We start from the raw sequence: 17,316 nt of genomic DNA, 5'->3' as shown, positions 1-17,316 counted from the left end.
GACCACATCTTCCTGGAAACAAAGACCGTTCAGCACGCGCGCTGTTCGCCAGCCGTCCATTGTTCGCAAGCTCCACTGGGTGCCCCACCCTGAAGCGAATGATTGGTGACATTCCGGCACGAGCTCTGTATACAGTCAATATCCAGTCAATTTGAAAGCAATTCTTCATGACCGAATGGTGTCCGGACCTTTCCGCCAGCAGTGCTCCGCGCTATGCCGCGATCGCGGACGCCATTGAAGAAGATATCCGCACCGGACGCCTTTCGCCTGGAGACCGGCTTCCTGCGCAGCGCCAGTTGGCAGCCCGGCTCGGGCTTGACTTCACCACCGTTGCACGCGGTTACACCGAAGCCCGCAGGCGTGGCGCTATCTCCTCCATGGTTGGCAGCGGCACATTCGTCACCGGCCCCGACAGCGTTCTGGGCGGCGGCGTTGTAACGCGTGATGCCAAGCGGCTGTCACCTCCGGACTTTTCCATGAACCTGCCGCCGGAAGTCAGTGACGCTGGCCTGATTGCCCGTATGAAAGAGGGGCTCGCGGCGCTTTCGGCCGACCTCATTCCGCTGCTTCGATACCAGACAATTTCTGAAAAAGACCCGGACCGCCAGGCTGCAGCACGCTGGCTTGCCGGAGTTGGCCTCAAACCCGACCCGGAAGATATTCTGTTTGCTCCCGGCGCTCAGGCAGCGCTTGCCGGCATTCTTGCAACGCTTTGCGAGCCGGGTGACCGGATCGCATGCGAAGCCGTCACCTATCCCGGGATCCGATCCATCTGCGGACAACTCAGACTGGAGCTTTTCGGCTTGCCGAGCGACGAAGAAGGCATTGATCCGGAGGCCTTTCGCAAAGCCTGTCTCGATGGTCGCCTGAAGGCACTCTATCTCAATCCTACTCTGCACAACCCAACCACTCGCACCCTCTCCGAGCAGCGGCGCAGCGACCTTGCAACCGTCGCGCAGCGCCACGGCGTGCCGATCCTGGAGGATGATCCCTACGGCCAGCTAAGCCGCAAGCAGGTCCCGTCGATAGCCGCTCTTGCTCCGGATATCACCTGGTACATCGGCTCTCTTTCGAAAAGCGTTGGAGCCGGTCTCCGGCTCGCCCACGTCCTTGCCCCGGACCGGAGCGCTGCATGGCAGTTCGCTCGTTCACAGCGCACGTCCAGCGTCATGATTTCCCCGCTCACGACAGCCCTGGCCACGCGCTGGATCGAAGATGGCACTGCCAGAGCCCTGCTTCGGCACATCCGAAGCGAAAGCACGGCCCGGCAAGAGCTGGCCGCCCGCTATCTGAAAAGCCAGAAATTTGAAGCCGACCCTGACGGATTTCATATCTGGCTTGCCTTGCCGAAAGGCTGGTCTCGTCCGGCCTTTGTCAGCCAGATGAGGAACCAGGCTGTCGGCGTTGTGGAAAGCGACGCCTTCACGATTGCCGGAAAGGCGGATGAATCCGTACGGCTCTGTCTGGGCGGACCACATGATCGCGCTCAGATCGATAGCGCGTTCAGGGTCATTTCCGAGGCATTGGCGTCAACGCCGGACAAGACCTCCACCTACTTCTGAACAAAAAAGGACTGCACACAACCCTCTGCCAATCTGCCGCAGGCGATCGGCTTGCCATGCAAGCAATTTGCTTTATCTTTGACTGCAAACATATCCATTCATTCAAATATTGACTGGATTAACGTCTCCGGCTCGAACCGGAAGACCTCTCGCAGGAAAAGGTGTTCCATGACCACTCCACAAAGCTGGCCGCAAATTCCGCCGATCCGCACCGGCATCAAGGGCCGCTGCCCGCGTTGCGGCGAAGGCTCCATCTTCGACGGCTTCCTGAAGCTGAAACCGAAATGCGACCACTGCGGACTTGATTACAGCTTTGCCGACCCTGCGGACGGGCCCGCGTTTTTCGTGATCTGCTTTGGCTGCATTCCCGCAGTCGCCTTTGCGATCTGGCTCGAAATCGCGTTTACAGCCCCTTACTGGGTGCATTTGGTGACGACCCTGCCGCTGATCCTGGTGACCTGCATTCCTATGCTTCGACCGCTCAAGGGCTGGCTGGTCTCAAGCCAGTATTTCTACAAGGCGGAAGAAGGCAAGCTGGCCACACCCGTTTCCCAATCCTCGGAAAGCCAGGTCTGACGTTCGGAAGCCCCAAGCCGGACCGACGACCAGACTTTCCCGAGGCAGGCGGTGACATCGGACGGGCGATGCACCGCCTTTTCTTTTCTGAAATTGAGAGGCTATGGAGCAAGTGGCCCATCCTTCGAGACGGTGCTTCGCACCTCCTCAGAATGAGGATGAGTGTGTTGCTCTGCTTGCGTCTGAATGCACGTTCGCCTCATCCTGAGGAGCGAGTTCGCTCGCATCTCGAAGAATGGGCCGCAATTACCTAACAAACCGGCTGTCAGCGTCAGACGGCCCTCACCCACACGGCCGTGTCGTGAAACGCCGCGCCACCATAGGGCGCAACCGGGTCGGCCCCGGTAAGCGTGTTGATGCCGCGGCCGTCCTCGAAAGCATCGTTCGGCCAGATCCCTTCCGAAATCACGGTTCCGGGCGCGACGGTCGCAACATATCGCGCATGCAAAGTCACGACACCGCGCCGGTTGCCCATCTTCACCTTGGCACCGTCTTCGATGCCGAAACGCTCTGCCTCTTCCGGGCGCAACCAGACCTCCGGTCTGCCTTCCTTCTTTTTCGAGCTGTCGGTCTCGTTGAACGTGGAATTCAGGAAAGAGCGGGCTGGCGATGTCACCAAGCGGAACGGATGCTGCTCGTCTGCAAGTTCGATGCTGTCCCATTGGTCCGGCAACTCCGGCATCGTCTGCCAGGGACCGAAAATTGTGCCATCTTCCGGCTTGTTGGGAGCAGAGGAACGACCCCAGTCAGCCTTGAAGTGGAACTTGCCGTCTGCGTGACCGAAACCGTTGAGATAATGCGCCGTTTCGAAATCAGGTTGCAGATCGATCCACTTTCCAGCTTCCAGCTCTGCGAGCGTTCCATAGTTGGAATTGCGCAACAGCCAGTCGATATGGTCGCGCGCGCTCATATCGAATCCGGGATGAGGTTTTGAGTCAACGCGCCTGGCGATCTCGTTGATAACAAATATATTTTCCCTCGGACCTTCCGGCGGCTCAACAGCTTTGGGACCCAGCATCAGATACTGGTGTCCGCCGCCTTTATAAAGGTCGTCATGTTCCAGAAACTGGGTTGCCGGCAGCACGATGTCTGCCATCTGCGCTGTCTCTGTCAGGAAATGCTCATGGACGACGGTGAAGAGGTCCTCCCGCGCAAACCCCTGCTTTATCAGGTCCTGCTCCGGTGCCACGGAAACCGGGTTGGTATTCTGAATCAGCATCGCCTTCACCGGCGGACCACCAAGCAACGCCGCTTCGTCGCCGGTGAGAATACGGCCGACCAGGCTCTGGTCGAGGGCACGCACAGCCGGGTCCTTCAGCGAGCCAGCTTCGATCATTTCCTTGTTGAGCTGATAGATTGCACCGTTGTTGTGGAAGGCGCCGCCGCCCTCTTCCTTCCAGCAGCCGCTGACAGCGGCAATGGAACTGGCAGCATGCATGCCGACTGCACCATTGCGGGACCGGGTGAAGCCGTAGCCGAGCCGGAAATAGGTCTTCTTGACGGAACCGATCAGCTGCGCCAGCTCTTCGATCCTTGAGACGTCCAGCCCCGTGATCGAAGCAGCCCACTCCGGTGTCTTCGTTTTCAGATGCGCTTCCAGCTCGGCTGGACAATCCGTGTAGGTTTCCAGGTAATCCCGGTCGGCATGGCCGTCGCGGAAGAGCACATGCATGACAGCGCAGGCAAGCGCGGCATCCGTGCCGGGTTTCAGGATGATGCCGATGTCCGCCTGCTTCATCGTCTCGGTCTCATAGACGTCAACAACAATAATGCGCGCGCCGCGTTTCTTGCGGGCGGCAATGGCATGGGTCATCACATTGACCTGGGTCGCAACCGGATTTGTGCCCCAGATGACGATCTGGTCGGAAACCGCCATTTCACGCGGATCGGGTCCGGCCAACTTGCCGGTGCCGGCGACATAGCCTGTCCAGGCCATGTTGGTGCAGAAGCTGTCGAACTGACGTGAATAGCCCTTGGTATGACGCAGGCGGTGGATACTGTCCCGCTGCACCATCCCCATCGTACCGGCATAGTGATAGGGCCAGACGCTTTCGGCTCCGAATTCGGCTTCCGCAGCCAGGAACATTTCAGCGATCAGATCCAGCGCTGCATCCCAGGAGATTTCCTCAAAACGGCCTTCACCTTTCTTGCCGGTGCGCCGCAGCGGCTTCAATAGCCGGTCCGGGTGATAAAGCCGTTCGGGATAGCGCGCGACCTTGGCGCAGATCACGCCTGCGGTATAGGCATTGTCCCTGGCACCATTCAGCCGGCGAACGTCGCCATGCGGATAAAAATGCACCTCCAGCGCGCAGGTCGACGGACAATCGTGCGGACAGGCGGAAAAAGTGCTCTTGGGCGGCTGCTGGGTCATGATGCCTTACTGAATTCCTCGAACATGAGCCCGGCAAGGTTCCCCCAGCGCGGCCACCTGTCAAGTCGGATGGCCGCTTTTACCCATTATCCGGGTGGTTCGTTTCACCCGCGTGGGCCGAAATCCGCGACTGTGACGACCCCGTCGCCGTCGCGGTCGATCATTTCGATCCAGGAGGCTGCGTTGTCGAGAAACTCGGCTTCAGAAACCTTGCCGTCGCCGTCGATATCATTGACTTCAAGGCGCATGCCGTTTGCCGGGTTTCTTGCACCTTTCCCCATTCCCTTGGGCTCATTCTCTGCCTGATCCTGGGCTCTTGCCTCATCGAAGAGGACATATTCCTCTGCATCCAGAAAACCATCGTCGTTGGCGTCGAAACTGGCAAAGACATTGCCGCGCCGTTCCCGCGCTTCTTCCGCGGTCACTGCACCGTCACCATTCAGATCCCAGTTTTCGATGAAATGCGCCCCTGGCCCTTCTGCGGCAAAACATGAGCCCACGGTTGCCAGAATGAGGGCGGCTCCGAGCGTGATCGATTTCATGTGATTTCCTTTCTTTCCAAGTTTCGAATTTTTGAATGTTTCATTTCCAAAAAAAGTGCGTGGATGTCACGCACTTTTTCCGGTCAGCTGCCGCTGCAGGGAGATCTCCCCCCACGCCCGGCTTCTGGCCTTGCGCCGGGTGGAGGACCTCCGTTGCGCGAGCCAAAGCCTGGTCCATGGCCAGATCCAAGGCCCGGGGGCGGTGGGCGACCTCCATGCAGAAAACGTGGCGGGTGTCCCCCCTGCGCCTGAACAAGCATGACGGCAGCCTCGCTGTTGTCCGACAACGCCGCAAAATCGACCGTGGGAAGATCGCTCTCGTTCTGGATCTCGCCTCTCATGCCAGCTCGTTTCAAGCGCATGAAGCTGCTGTCGGGATTGCCCATCCAACAGCGCGGAATGAAAGGAAATGCATCCGTCAGCACATAGTGATACGTGCCGTTCGGATACTCCGGCGTAACCGCAAAACGCCCGTTGCACTGGTCAAGATCGCCGGCGCCGGCAACATAGGCCCAATCCTGTGTGAACTTGCCGTTGTAGCGCCCGCTCGGCCCGCCCGGCCGATTGCCTTTCTTCACCCTGTAGCTGCTGTTCAGCTTCTTGAGACCCGAATTCCGCTTGGGGTCGGAATAGCCGTAAGGGCCGTAGATGGGAAAGCCGTCCGCGGCAAATCCCAACAAGGCAGGCACTGACTTACCATCCTTGGAGGCCATGACGCCGGTCGGAATGCCATGATAATGGTAGGTGCCATCCGGTTGGACATGGGCGTTGTACCGATCAAGACCCAGCGTGCAAGCACCGCCCAGCGCCTCGTAGTTCCATCCCGAGCGACGGTCGTTTTGCCAGAACTCCGCCGTGCCAGGGTCCATGACCACACCGTTTACCGCAATGCCAAAAACCGCCCCCTGCGCCCTGGTTGCGCTGGAGTTCTTGTGCGGCACCAGAGGGACCTTCAGATTGTAGTTCTTTTTCGAAATGGAATGCGGGTTCCCGCGGTTGGGAAATTTTCCGGGTGGTTTCACCGGATAGCCATCGGCATGAATATGACGATAGTTGCTGTCGACTGAAATGTCTGCCGACGCTTCGGCCTTCGGCAGCAAGAGGTTCCAGATTTCCTCCATAACATGCGTCTGCTCGATGGCTTGTTCACCTTCCAGTGGCGCCATGCTGTCATGCGCGGCAGCCGGTACTGCAATCAGCACTCCGGCCAGCGCTATCGATATGCGCATCGCTCTCTCCCGATCTCTTCGCCCACAAATTGAGTATGAGGCCTTTGGAAGCAGAACGCTGTCAGACAATCGCATCAAAGTGTAACGCGATGTAACGGCTGAGAGGTGGCACAAACAGAAAAAGCCGGCCCCGACGGGACCGGCTTTTCAGTCAACTCATTGCCCGCAGGTTAGCCGACGAGTTCAACACCGGAGAACCAGAACGCGATTTCTTCAGCAGCGGTTTCAGCTGCATCGGAACCATGTACGGAGTTTTCGCCGATGGACAGGGCATAGGACTTGCGGATCGTGCCTTCTGCAGCGTCAGCCGGGTTGGTTGCACCCATGACTTCACGGTTCTTGGCAATGGCATTTTCGCCTTCCAGAACCTGAACGACGGTCGGGCCAGAAGACATGAATTCAGTCAGTTCGCCGAAGAACGGACGTTCCTTGTGAACCGCATAGAAAGCTTCAGCTTCGCGCAGGGACATCCAAACGCGCTTGGAAGCAACGACGCGCAGGCCGGCTTCTTCAAGCTTGGCGGTGATGGCACCGGTCAGGTTGCGCTTGGTGGCGTCCGGCTTGATCATGGAAAACGTGCGTTCAATCGCCATGGTTTCATCTTTCTCGTTTCAGCAGCGGGCCGGCGGAGTGCCGGTTCCGGATTTTTAAAAATTTCGCGGCCTTAATAACGGTGTGCCGTCACGCCCGCAAGGGGGCCGGGTCATGACATTTTGATGTCGGTAACCGGTTTGTGGCTCAATATGGTGCTGGCCAACATACGAACGGCTGCCTAGTCTGCGCGCAAATGCAAAGGTCGAGCGGACGGTTTGCAGCGCTCCTCTTCGGGAATGACACCATGGTCGAACTCTTCGCCATCCTGCCAACGCTGCTTTATGCGGCCGTCGCATCGCTCTGGCTCAGCCTTGCCGCCCCCTCGGTGGCGGCCAATACACATGAGATCGAAAGCCCGCAAACTTTCCCCACTTTGGCAGGGCAACTTGCCGCCCTTTCGCCCGAACAGCTGGAAGAGCTCTTCGTTTTCGTTGCGGGCAACACGCTGTTCACGCTCTACCACGAGAGCGGACATATGCTTGTCTCGGAACTGGAACTTCCCGTTCTGGCCCAGGAAGAAGATGCCGTCGACAATCTGGCCACCGTTTCCATGCTCGGCGCGGACACCGACGACATGGATCTTTATCTCACACAGGCGATGATCGGTTGGTTCCTGATTGCCGAGGAAGACTACGACGACCTGGTTTTCTACGATGAGCACGATCTGGACCAGCAACGCGGCTACAAGATGCTGTGCCTGATGGTAGGGGCCGACGAAGACGCCTTTCTGGATCTTGCCAGAGACCTGGAGTTGCCGGAGGAGCGGATCGAAAGTTGCGCCTTCGACTATGAACAGGCCTCGGCTTCGTGGGAAATCGTGACCGACCCTTATCTGAGAGACAGCGATACGCCAGGGGGCAAGATCAAGGTCGTCCATGATCCGGCAACAAGAGACCTGGAAGCCATGGCCGTTTTCCTGAAGGAAAGCGGACTGGTGGAGATGGTCGCCAAGGAATTCGACACTTTCTACGAGCTGCCGAAGACAGTCACCTTCCGCTCGACCGCCTGCGGCGAGGAAAACGCCTTCTGGGATCCGCAGACGCGGGAAGTGATCCTCTGCCATGAACTTCTCGCCGGCCTGGCCGAGATCTATCTGAGTGTTCCGGAAGAAGATGAAAAAGCTCAGAGCGAGGACTGAGCATTCTTGCGATAAGCGCCTGGCGCTTCGCCATATGCCTTCTGGAATTCCCTGTAGAAGTTCGAACGGGTCAAAAACCCGGCCCGCTCCTGTATCCGGCCGACAGGTTCGTCCGTCGTAACCAGCAGTCGTTCCGCTTCCGCGAGGCGGACCAGATTGACGAACTGGCTGACATTGACGCCTTCAACTGCGTTGACAGCTCTGGATAGATCCCGATCAGGAACCCCGACCCGCCGGGCCAGCCGCGTAAGTGTGAGCGATGGATCCCGGAAGAACTCCTGGTCCATTAGAACCTTTCGGGCAGAATCGACAATCTCTGCCCGCTGCGCGTCATTTCCAACGCTCTCTTCAACCTTTGCCCGTGACTGCCCGAAGCGGGCACCCAGAACACCAAAGGCTGCTCCGACTGCAAGGACCAGAAAGAACAGGCTTGCCAGCGAAATCGCAAGCGCGGCGGCAACCTCGCTTTGCTGCGCGAACAGGTAAGCGACCAAGGCGTCAATCAGCAGTGTTGCCAGCATGATCAATATGGAAAAGCCGAGCAGATTGCGAAGCAGACCATTCTTGTTCGTCGGAGCCTGGCAAAACACATCCGGCCCCTGGCTCCAGAGCCTTGCAAGCGCAAGCGCATAGACCGCGTAGCTTGCGCCGATAAGCCCATCAACGTAACCGGCAACCGGCACAGGCAAATGCATTGCAACTGTCACGATGGCAGCCGCACCAAAATTCAACGCCACGAGTTGCCGGGTTCTTTCACCCGAAACGGTCAGCGAGACGAAAGCCAGATAAACGGACGGCGCTATCCACACCGGCAACACCCTTTGCACGGTCAGGAGTTCGACAACCCCGAAGGCGAAGCGCGCGCCCACGAGGGCGGCTTCCAGCGTCAGCAGACCGAAGAGCCAAACGAACATCCCTCTCGCGACAGACGGCAACAAGTGCCAGTTCAGTGCAGCGATGCCGAGTGACAGGAAGACAGCTGCAAGCAGAAAGGAGACGGGAATGCTGATCATGACCGGTATGCGCAAAGAGGCAGTTTGAACGTGCTGTCCTTTATCATGATTGAGGACAGGACCGGCAGCCTGCAGCAATTGTCAACAGATCCGCCACCGGACATTTGAAGGGCATCGCAACTTTCAGATGGATTTCCCATGTCTCCTCACCTCGCCGGATGGCACTCTTACACGCGCACATTCCTGAGTGCTGCAATCCTTGTTGCAGGCCTCATCGACCCGGTCCTGTCACAGGCACAGGACACCTCAGCCCTCCCCTATGGTCCTGGTGTAACCAGTCTGACGATCGAGGACGATCGGCAGGATCGCCCTCTGGCCGGAGATCTCTGGTATCCGACACAGACACCTGAGGTCTTCAGCCAGGCAGACAAGAGCCAGGTCTGGCAGATGGCTGCTGCCGATCCAGACGGCAAACCAGCGGACGGACGTTTCCCGCTGCTTGTCCTTTCACACGGAATGTATGGCAACACCTTCAATCAGGCCTGGCTGGGCTCGGAGTTGTCGCGGCGCGGTTACCTGGTCGCCATGATCAATCATCCGGGAACCAGTACATTCCTGCGTGATCCCGATCAGGCACGTGAACTCTGGGATCGACCGGTGGATCTATCGAGGGTGATCACTTTCCTGCTGGAAGACGAGGCAACTTCAAAGCGGATCGACCCGGACCGCATCTACGCGGCAGGGCATTCTCTTGGCGGGTACACCGTGATGCTGTTGGCAGGTGCCAAGTTTGACACTGAACGGCAAACGGCAATCTGCACCGGCGAAAACCAGCCAGTGGTGTGCGGAGTTTTCGCAGGATGGTCCGTTGCCAAAACCGCCGCCGACAGGAAACAGATGTCCGTTTCGCGCAAGGATAGCCGTGTCCGGAAGGTCATCAGCATGGACCTCGGTGGCACGCCCCTGTTTTCAGAAGAAAGTCTTCACGCAATAAACATTCCGGTCCTGGTACTGGGTTCGGAACGTGCGGATATGCTGAACCAGGAAGTCGAATCCCGCGCTCTTGCGGCCGCCTTGTCTGCAAACATGGTGCACTATCTTGAACTGGAAGATGCCGGGCATTTCGACTTCATGGGCGTGTGCAAACCGGAGGCCTTCGAAATCCTGAAGGAAGAAGAGCCCGGCGATGAAATTGTTTGTGTCAAAGGTTCCCGGGAGCGCGAGCAGCAACACAGGCGGATAGTCGCCGAGATCCTCGATTTTCTGGAACCTTGACCTTCAAACCGGCGGGCCAACGGTGCAGCGATGCCACAGCCCGCCACCGGATCGCCCGAAGAACAGCTTTCCACTTGCATCCGCATGGGCGCTCCGCCAAACATCCGCCTCATGTTGCAGATTACGGACCTTACATATCGGATCGGAGACCGCCTCCTGATCGACAGAGCCAGCGTTACGCTTCCCGGCAAGGCCAAGACAGGTCTTGTCGGTCGAAACGGTGCGGGCAAATCAACGCTGTTCAAGATCATCACCGGGGATCTTTCCACCGAGACAGGCTCAGTGCAGATCCCGAAGCGCGCGCGCATCGGTCAGGTCGCACAGGAAGCACCGGGGACGGAAGAAACCCTGATGGAAGTGGTGCTGGCCGCGGACAAGGAACGCAGCCAGCTGCTGGCAGAAGCCGAAACACAGACAGACCCGGCCCGGATTGCCGAAATCCATACACGGCTCGCCGACATCGGCGCCCACACGGCTGAAGCCAGGGCAGGCTCGATCCTGTCCGGCCTTGGCTTTGATGCCGCCGCGCAGCAAAGGCCGTGTTCGTCGTTTTCAGGCGGATGGCGCATGCGCGTTGCCCTGGCTGCGGTTCTTTTTTCCGAACCCGACCTTCTTCTGCTCGACGAGCCGACGAACTATCTCGATCTTGAAGGCACGATGTGGCTGGAAAACTATGTTGCCCGCTACCCGCATCAGGTGCTTCTGATCTCCCACGACAGAGACCTTCTGAACAAGGCTGTCGACAGCATCGTCCATCTCGACCGGGGCAAGATGACCTACTACTCCGGTGGCTATGACAGTTTCGACAGGCAACGTCGCGAAGCGATGATCCTTGCCGAAAAGGCAAAGGAAAAGCAGGACGCCCAGCGCAAGCATATGCAAGCGTTTGTCGACCGGTTCCGCTACAAGGCCAGCAAGGCCCGGCAGGCGCAGTCACGCCTGAAAATGCTTGAAAAGATGCAGCCGATTGCCGCCCTCACGGATGAGAGCAGCAAGCCGATCCATTTCCCCGATCCGGACAGCCAGCTGGCACCGCCCATCCTGAAACTCGAAGGCGTGGCAACCGGCTATGGCGATACCAGGATCCTGTCGCGGCTGACGCTGAATATCGACACTGACGACCGGATTGCGTTGCTGGGCGCCAACGGCAACGGCAAGTCGACATTCGCCAAGCTGATCTCCGGACGCCTTGGTGCCATGGATGGTGAGATCACCAAGGCGTCGAAGCTGAAAATCGCCTTCTTCGCGCAGCACCAGCTTGACGAGCTCAAGCCTGCTGAAAGCGCCGTTGCGCATGTGCGTGCCCTCATGCTTGATGCGCCGGAGGCAAGGGTTCGGGCTCGCGTTGCACGCATGGGTCTTCCGACCGACCGGATGGACACGCCCGCGAAAGACCTGTCTGGTGGTGAAAAAGCCCGCCTCCTCCTGGGGCTGGCGACATTTGACGGTCCGCATCTGCTGATCCTCGATGAACCGACCAACCACCTCGACATCGACAGCCGGGAAGCGCTTGTGATGGCGCTGAACGACTTTCAGGGAGCCGTGGTGTTGATCAGCCACGACAGGCATCTCGTCGAGGCTTGCGCCGACCGGCTATGGCTGGTGGCAGACGGCAAGGTGGAACCCTATGACGGCGACATGGAAGACTATCGCCGACTGATCCTGCAAGGTCCCGAGGCGGTTCAGAAAGCCCGTGACAAGGCCGCTGCGGAAGCCGACAAGGCAAATGCGCAAGAAAAACGCCGCGATGCTGCCGTCAAACGCGAACTTCTGAAACCGTTGAAACAGAAGATCGATGCCGCTGAAAAGGAAATGAAGCGTCTGCAGGAAAAGATCATCAAGCTGGACGAAGCCCTTTCCGATCCGGAATTCTTCACGAGGGAACCCGAACGGGCTGCGAAATTCGCCAAGGAACGAGCCTTCTGCGAGAAGAAGCTGATCAAAACCGAAGAGGAATGGCTGGAGCTTTCCGCCGAATTCGAGGAGGCTTCCTGATGGCCAAGATCACGACACTCGGCTTCGATGCAGACGATACGCTCTGGCACAACGAACGGGTGTTCAGGCTGACGGAAGAACGGTTCGCCTCATTGCTCGGCGACTACACCGACAAGGATCACCTAGCCGAGCGGCTGCTGGCCGCGGAAAAACGCAATGTCCTGCATTACGGCTACGGCGTTAAGGGCTTTACCCTTTCCATGATCGAGACAGCGATCGAGGTCACCGACAGGCAGGTGCCCGCCGATGTCATCGCCGAAATCCTGGAAGCCGGGCGAGAAATGATGTCCCATCCCGTCGAGCCTCTCCCTTACGTTGAAGAAACGCTGAATAAGGTGAAGGCGTCTTTCAAGCTGGTCCTGATCACCAAGGGGGACCTGTTCGACCAGGAACGCAAGGTGACAGCCTCCGGCCTCGATGTCTATTTCGACGCAATCGAGATTGTTTCAGAAAAGACCGACGAGACATACCGCTCACTGTTTTCACGTCACGGCAGTGGCCCGGGTGAAGCGCTTATGATCGGCAATTCGCTGAAATCGGACATCCTGCCGGCGCTGGACGCAGGAGCATACGGTGCTCACGTGCCCTATGACCTGACCTGGGCACTGGAAGAGGCGGACGAGCCACGTGGCCATGACCGGTTTTACCGATTGGACCACATCGGCAAGGTGCCGCAACTGCTCGCTCGTCTGAGTTGAATTGCGGTATTTCGACCGAAAAATTCCTGTCGGAAGTGAAACCAATTAAAGTCTGACGGGTTGTCGTAAGTGAACATTCAGACACTGCGGGCACGTTTGCGGAGTTACCGCGGGCGTTTTCGCAAAGCTCGATTTTTCGCACGCTTCAGACCAGGATACGTAATGTCTCTCTCCAGAACCGTCACCCTATTCCTTGGCGCAACAGCGCTCGTCGTTGCCCCTTCCCTGTCACCGGATGTGCCTTCGCTTTCCTTCCATGTGGACAAGGCGTTCGCCAAGAATGGCAATGGAAACGGCAATGGTGGTGGCGGCGGCGGAAATTCCGGCGGCAATGGTGGCGGCAACAAGGGAAATTCCGGCAACAAGGGCAATAGCGGCAACTCCAACCGCGGTGGGAACTCCGCTTCCAACGGCAACGGCAACAAGGGCCTTGGGATCTTCAACCGCGGCAATGGTTCCAAGCAGGCCAAGTCGAACAACGGCAACGGAAATGGAAAAGGCCTCGGCGGCTTTCTGAATTCCGTATTCGGAACCGAAAATTCAAAGAGCTCCGGCAAGCGTCAGACTGCCTCCAGAGGCAACAGTGGCACCGCGAGCCATCGGCTTCCAAAGGCTGAACGCGCGACACTGGCAAGCATTGCCGTGACCCCACAGGCAAGCCCTGCAGGCAAACCGAAAAACTTCAATGCAAAACTTGGCCGGTTGAATTCCCTCAATCGCAATTACCACGCCTATATCAATTCCAACGACCCGCATCTGGCGGCCATCCAGGCCTACATAAATGACAGCCTTGCCTACGAGCGACTTTCCGCAGATCTGCAAGGCCTCGAACAGGACCTACTGACTGCACGTACGCTGTTCGACGGGTTGCTTCAGGACGTGGACAGCTATGACGGCTTCGCCTACGAAGGCCTGACCTCGCAACAGCTTGAAGACCGGCTTGCCGAACTTGAAAGCCTGGATACGGCTGAATTGTCAGATGACGAGCTGACCGCTCTCGAAACTGAAAGACTGGCGCTTGAAACTGCTCTTCAGAGCGACGCCTATTCGGATTTCAAAACGGCTGAAACCAACTACGAAACGGAAAAGACCGGCCTGGATGGGTTGGCCGCTGATGTTTCTGACGAAGCGCTGGAAGAAGCACTTCTGGCGATGGCAAACGAGAACCGCGTCCGGGAATATGGCGACGACTACGTCGACGAGGAAATGCTCGACTGGGCCAAGCAGGTTCTCGGGGTTGGCGATTACGACGGCAAGATCGATGAAATCCGCGATGCAACCGAGACCCCGGACGACGGCACGGACCCGATTGATCCCGATGAAACCGCCGTCAACGACGATGGTACGGACGGTTCGGACGCCGATCCGGATGAACTGCGCCTGATCTCGACGTCCAACTAGCACCAATCCGGCGGGGCGGTCTGTTTCAGTCCTTTTGCTCGACAGGACCGCCCTTCTCGACCCAGTCTGCGAACCCATCTGTCAGATGGGCAGCTTCAAAGCCCATATCCTGAAGCGTCGCGACAGTGAGTGCAGAGCGCCAGCCTGCAGCGCAATGGAAGATGAAGCGTTTTTCCTGCGAGAAGACCTCCTTGTGATAGGGGCTCTCCGGATCCACCCAGAACTCGATCATGCCGCGTGGGCAATGAACGCTGCCCGGAATGAACCCAAGCTTCTGACGTTCACGCACGTCTCGCAGGTCTACGAACACCACATCCGGATCTCCTACCAGGGCGATGGCAGCGTCGGTGTCGACTTCCTCAATCCGCGCCTTGGCTTTGGCGACCATGTCGGCCGATGATATCTTCAGCTTCTTCATGAGGTTTTCCTCCAATATCGGCATCGCGCACCGGTGCGCGCCTCACTTCTTAAAAGATTGCTTGCCCATCTCAGGGTCTGTGCCGGCCTAGGCCTTGCGTTCCCAACCGCCGGCTTCGGTCTGTTGCCAGTAAGCGATTTCAAACCCTTCCGCCTTGGCTTCCTTCCAGCGATTGCGCGCTTCCTGAACAGCCTCGGTATCGTTGCCATCAAACATGTAGATCGCCCGCTTGTAGGCGCTCAGCGGTGGCGGTGCTGCCCTGTCCACCAGGAAGCGCACGTCGGCTTCGTTCGGATTATCCTGCTCGGACGTGAGATATATCGGCTGATGTTCGGCGTAACCGTCTGCCTTGGTGCCATGTGGCAGAAAACCGTCGTCGGTAAAGGTCCACAAATGGGCATCAAGGGCGCTGCATCGCTCCTCGGTTCCCGTTTGCACGACAACTTTCCAATCCCGCTCCAGGCACTTTTGCAAAAGCTGCGGCAAAGCCATCTCCAGCGGCTTGTGCAAAAGGTGATAGAATACAACTTCAACGCTCATGCCGGACCCTGTCTAGACACATCCTTGTACCTTCGCTTTCCGTTATCCACCGCCATGCCGGAATGTGGTGCAGGCCTGCAACACTTGCCTGTTCAAATTCCCCCGACGGCAAACATGACATGGACAGGCCATAAGACTCGTATCATTAACCCTTCGAAAATGTCGATTGGCTAGGGTTCGTCCCCGGGGACGATCCAATGATCATTTGATTTGGCCATGGATCAAAAAGTTTGGCTGGTGAGCGGTTTTCCCGAGCCGGCGCAAAAGGGGATTTGGTGAATGCTTGCGCGTGTCGTTGTGTTTTTCGCATTGGTTGCTGTCGTTGCAGGCGCGACACTTGGCATGGGTCTTCTGGTTGAACCGGCAACGGCCTGCCAGACCTACAAGACCTGCTGATCCAGGGTCGACAGTCAGATACGAAAAACCCGCCTTCCCGGCGGGTTTTTCTTTGCCCAGCGGCATTCCAGTCCTGGCGCCCTCCACCAGTAGAAAATGCGAAGGGCGCCAAGATGGACCTCAGCCTTCGTAGTGATCCGCGACAAGCTGGTTGAGCAGACGCACGCCATAGCCCGAAGCCCAGCTCTGGCAGATATCGTCCTTCGGAGCGCCGAATGCGGTTCCGGCGATGTCCAGATGCGCCCAGGGCACGTCATTCGTGAAACGCTGCAGGAACTGGGCAGCGGTGATGGACCCGGCCCAGCGGCCACCGGTGTTCTTGACGTCTGCGTTGGGCGTGTCGATGATCTTGTCGTATTCCTTCGACAACGGCAGGCGCCAAAGCGGCTCACCGCTCGACTTGGCAGATGACAACAGCTTGTCGGCCAGACCGTCGTTGTTGGAAAAGAGACCGGCATTCAGATTGCCGAGAGCAACAAGCACGGCACCGGTGAGCGTTGCCAGATCGATCATGATCGCCGGTTTGTACTTTTCCTGCGTGTACCAAAGTGCGTCGGCAAGAACCAAACGGCCTTCCGCATCGGTATTCAGGATCTCGATCGTGGTTCCGGACATGGCCGTGACGATGTCACCTGGTCGTTGCGCGTTACCGTCCGGCATGTTTTCCACGAGGCCGATGACACCGATCACGTTTGCCTTGGCCTTGCGCCCCGCGATCGCATGCATGGCGCCGATGACTGCGGCAGCTCCGCCCATGTCGCCTTTCATATCTTCCATGCCTGCGGCCGGCTTGATGGAGATGCCGCCAGTGTCGAACACCACGCCCTTGCCGACGAATGCAACCGGGGCGTCACCCTTCTTGCCTCCGTTCCAGCGCATCACGGCCAGCTGCGGTGGGCGGGTCGAGCCTTGGGACACGCCAAGCAAAGCAGCCATCTTAAGCTTCTTCATTTCCTTTTCGCCGAGAACCTCGACTTCGACACCAAGGGCCGTCAGTTCCTTGGCCTTCTCGGCAAACTCCACCGGACCCAGCACATTCGCCGGTTCGTTCACAAGGTCACGGGCCAGAATAACGCCGTCGGCAATAGCTTCAGCAGAAGACCAGGCCTTCTTTGATGCCTTGGGATCGGCAACGGCCAAGGTCACCTTCATGTTCTTGGGTTTGTCATCGTCTTTCTTGGCAGTCTTGTAGGTGTCGAAGGCATAGGCCCGCAGCTTCACGCCCATTGCGAACTCTGCTGCCAATACACCGGACGGATCTGCATCGCCCGGGACATCCAGGAGCACCGTTGCTGCGTCTGCCTTGGTCTTCTGCAATTCTGCAAACACCGCGCCGCCAAAAGCCCGCCAATCGTCGCCAGTCAGCTCGCCGGCATCGCCAACGCCGAATACGATCAGCCGGTCGAGACCCGATCCGGCAGGAGCGACCAGATCAAGACTTGCCTTCTTCTTCCCGGTGAAACCTGCGATACCGGCCGAACGTTGCAAGCCTCCCTCGAGACCCGAGACAACTTCTGCAGCAACCGGCCCAAGGCTAAGGTCGCTACCGGCCAGGATTACGGCCACCCCACCCTTCGGCGTTTCGGCCTTGGAGAAGTTCAGTTTTGCAAGCTTGGTCATGCTTCGGT

Annotated in this window: 15 protein-coding genes; 7 read left to right on the top strand and 8 right to left on the bottom strand. The window is 58.2% G+C overall.

Annotation, left to right across the window (positions count from 1 at the left end; genetic code table 11):
- Window positions 1-167: 167 nt before the first annotated feature.
- Window positions 168-1,562 (top strand): PLP-dependent aminotransferase family protein, encoded by a 1,395-nt coding sequence (locus J7447_RS05895; protein ID WP_209169057.1) that lies wholly within the window; start codon window positions 168-170, stop codon window positions 1,560-1,562.
- Between the two features lie 168 nt (window positions 1,563-1,730).
- Window positions 1,731-2,138, top strand: coding sequence for a DUF983 domain-containing protein (locus J7447_RS05890; RefSeq protein ID WP_023003992.1), 408 nt, complete (start codon window positions 1,731-1,733; stop codon window positions 2,136-2,138).
- Between the two features lie 271 nt (window positions 2,139-2,409).
- Here J7447_RS05890 and J7447_RS05885 read toward each other — a convergent pair whose 3' ends face one another.
- From J7447_RS05885 to ndk, 4 genes are all read right to left on the bottom strand, one after another.
- Window positions 2,410-4,509 carry a molybdopterin oxidoreductase family protein gene (locus tag J7447_RS05885; RefSeq protein ID WP_209169056.1) on the bottom strand — a complete coding sequence of 700 codons (2,100 nt, stop codon included), beginning with the start codon at window positions 4,507-4,509 and terminating at the stop codon, window positions 2,410-2,412.
- A gap of 104 nt (window positions 4,510-4,613) precedes the next feature.
- Window positions 4,614-5,051 carry an EF-hand domain-containing protein gene (locus J7447_RS05880; RefSeq protein ID WP_209169055.1) on the bottom strand — a complete coding sequence of 146 codons (438 nt, stop codon included), beginning with the start codon at window positions 5,049-5,051 and terminating at the stop codon, window positions 4,614-4,616.
- An 83-nt stretch (window positions 5,052-5,134) separates the two neighbouring features.
- Window positions 5,135-6,280: a YHYH protein gene (locus tag J7447_RS05875; RefSeq protein ID WP_209169054.1), complete on the bottom strand. Its 1,146-nt coding sequence runs from the start codon at window positions 6,278-6,280 to the stop codon at window positions 5,135-5,137.
- Window positions 6,281-6,450: 170 nt separating this feature from the next.
- Window positions 6,451-6,873, bottom strand: a complete 423-nt coding sequence (gene ndk, locus J7447_RS05870; RefSeq protein WP_031270733.1) for a nucleoside-diphosphate kinase — start codon at window positions 6,871-6,873, stop codon at window positions 6,451-6,453.
- 245 nt (window positions 6,874-7,118) lie between these two features.
- On the opposite strand from ndk, the gene J7447_RS05865 reads away from it, so the two are divergent.
- Window positions 7,119-8,012 carry a DUF4344 domain-containing metallopeptidase gene (locus J7447_RS05865; protein ID WP_209169053.1) on the top strand — a complete coding sequence of 298 codons (894 nt, stop codon included), beginning with the start codon at window positions 7,119-7,121 and terminating at the stop codon, window positions 8,010-8,012.
- Here the strand turns inward: J7447_RS05865 and J7447_RS05860 are convergent.
- The gene (locus tag J7447_RS05860) at window positions 7,997-9,025 is read right to left on the bottom strand and encodes an AraC family transcriptional regulator (protein ID WP_209169052.1); all 1,029 of its coding nucleotides are present in this window, start codon (window positions 9,023-9,025) and stop codon (window positions 7,997-7,999) included. The genes J7447_RS05865 and J7447_RS05860 overlap by 16 nt on opposite strands.
- A gap of 138 nt (window positions 9,026-9,163) precedes the next feature.
- Here J7447_RS05860 and J7447_RS05855 point away from each other — a divergent pair, with 138 nt between their 5' ends.
- The 4 genes from J7447_RS05855 (at window position 9,164) to J7447_RS05840 (ending at window position 14,334) form a co-directional block, all read left to right on the top strand.
- Window positions 9,164-10,240 carry an alpha/beta fold hydrolase gene (locus J7447_RS05855; RefSeq protein WP_209169051.1) on the top strand — a complete coding sequence of 359 codons (1,077 nt, stop codon included), beginning with the start codon at window positions 9,164-9,166 and terminating at the stop codon, window positions 10,238-10,240.
- 111 nt (window positions 10,241-10,351) lie between these two features.
- On the top strand, window positions 10,352-12,235 hold the full coding sequence (locus J7447_RS05850; RefSeq protein WP_209169382.1) for an ABC-F family ATP-binding cassette domain-containing protein: 1,884 nt from the start codon (window positions 10,352-10,354) through the stop codon (window positions 12,233-12,235).
- Window positions 12,235-12,933: an HAD family hydrolase gene (locus J7447_RS05845; RefSeq protein WP_209169050.1), complete on the top strand. Its 699-nt coding sequence runs from the start codon at window positions 12,235-12,237 to the stop codon at window positions 12,931-12,933. The genes J7447_RS05850 and J7447_RS05845 overlap by 1 nt, the downstream gene beginning before the upstream one ends.
- Window positions 12,934-13,095: 162 nt before the next feature.
- Window positions 13,096-14,334, top strand: coding sequence for a hypothetical protein (locus tag J7447_RS05840; protein ID WP_209169049.1), 1,239 nt, complete (start codon window positions 13,096-13,098; stop codon window positions 14,332-14,334).
- A gap of 25 nt (window positions 14,335-14,359) precedes the next feature.
- On the opposite strand, the gene J7447_RS05835 is transcribed toward J7447_RS05840, so the two are convergent.
- From J7447_RS05835 to J7447_RS05825, 3 genes are all read right to left on the bottom strand, one after another.
- Entirely contained in the window at window positions 14,360-14,752 is a 393-nt protein-coding gene (locus tag J7447_RS05835) for a rhodanese-like domain-containing protein (RefSeq protein WP_209169048.1), read from the bottom strand.
- A gap of 87 nt (window positions 14,753-14,839) precedes the next feature.
- Window positions 14,840-15,292, bottom strand: a complete 453-nt coding sequence (locus J7447_RS05830) for a DNA polymerase III subunit chi (protein ID WP_023003980.1) — start codon at window positions 15,290-15,292, stop codon at window positions 14,840-14,842.
- 516 nt (window positions 15,293-15,808) lie between these two features.
- Entirely contained in the window at window positions 15,809-17,308 is a 1,500-nt protein-coding gene (locus J7447_RS05825; protein ID WP_209169047.1) for a leucyl aminopeptidase, read from the bottom strand.
- Window positions 17,309-17,316: the final 8 nt, after the last annotated feature.

Source organism: Labrenzia sp. R5_0, assembly GCF_017743835.1.
Classification (GTDB): Bacteria; Pseudomonadota; Alphaproteobacteria; order Rhizobiales; family Stappiaceae; genus Roseibium; species Roseibium algicola.
The sequence above is the reverse complement of the archived record's forward strand: the minus strand, read 5'-3'. Positions and strand labels throughout refer to the sequence as shown.

What these genes read in the sequence shown, in the direction of transcription:
- J7447_RS05890 (WP_023003992.1), top strand. Translation starts at nt 1,731, where the DNA reads ATGACCACTCCACAAAGCTGGCCGCAAATTCCGCCGATCCGCACCGGC.
- J7447_RS05830 (WP_023003980.1), bottom strand. Translation starts at nt 15,292, where the DNA reads ATGAGCGTTGAAGTTGTATTCTATCACCTTTTGCACAAGCCGCTGGAG.
- J7447_RS05845 (WP_209169050.1), top strand. Translation starts at nt 12,235, where the DNA reads ATGGCCAAGATCACGACACTCGGCTTCGATGCAGACGATACGCTCTGG.
- J7447_RS05865 (WP_209169053.1), top strand. Translation starts at nt 7,119, where the DNA reads ATGGTCGAACTCTTCGCCATCCTGCCAACGCTGCTTTATGCGGCCGTC.
- ndk (WP_031270733.1), bottom strand. Translation starts at nt 6,873, where the DNA reads ATGGCGATTGAACGCACGTTTTCCATGATCAAGCCGGACGCCACCAAG.
- J7447_RS05840 (WP_209169049.1), top strand. Translation starts at nt 13,096, where the DNA reads ATGTCTCTCTCCAGAACCGTCACCCTATTCCTTGGCGCAACAGCGCTC.
- J7447_RS05850 (WP_209169382.1), top strand. Translation starts at nt 10,352, where the DNA reads ATGTTGCAGATTACGGACCTTACATATCGGATCGGAGACCGCCTCCTG.
- J7447_RS05895 (WP_209169057.1), top strand. Translation starts at nt 168, where the DNA reads ATGACCGAATGGTGTCCGGACCTTTCCGCCAGCAGTGCTCCGCGCTAT.
- J7447_RS05825 (WP_209169047.1), bottom strand. Translation starts at nt 17,308, where the DNA reads ATGACCAAGCTTGCAAAACTGAACTTCTCCAAGGCCGAAACGCCGAAG.
- J7447_RS05880 (WP_209169055.1), bottom strand. Translation starts at nt 5,051, where the DNA reads ATGAAATCGATCACGCTCGGAGCCGCCCTCATTCTGGCAACCGTGGGC.
- J7447_RS05875 (WP_209169054.1), bottom strand. Translation starts at nt 6,280, where the DNA reads ATGCGCATATCGATAGCGCTGGCCGGAGTGCTGATTGCAGTACCGGCT.
- J7447_RS05885 (WP_209169056.1), bottom strand. Translation starts at nt 4,509, where the DNA reads ATGACCCAGCAGCCGCCCAAGAGCACTTTTTCCGCCTGTCCGCACGAT.
- J7447_RS05835 (WP_209169048.1), bottom strand. Translation starts at nt 14,752, where the DNA reads ATGAAGAAGCTGAAGATATCATCGGCCGACATGGTCGCCAAAGCCAAG.
- J7447_RS05860 (WP_209169052.1), bottom strand. Translation starts at nt 9,025, where the DNA reads ATGATCAGCATTCCCGTCTCCTTTCTGCTTGCAGCTGTCTTCCTGTCA.
- J7447_RS05855 (WP_209169051.1), top strand. Translation starts at nt 9,164, where the DNA reads ATGTCTCCTCACCTCGCCGGATGGCACTCTTACACGCGCACATTCCTG.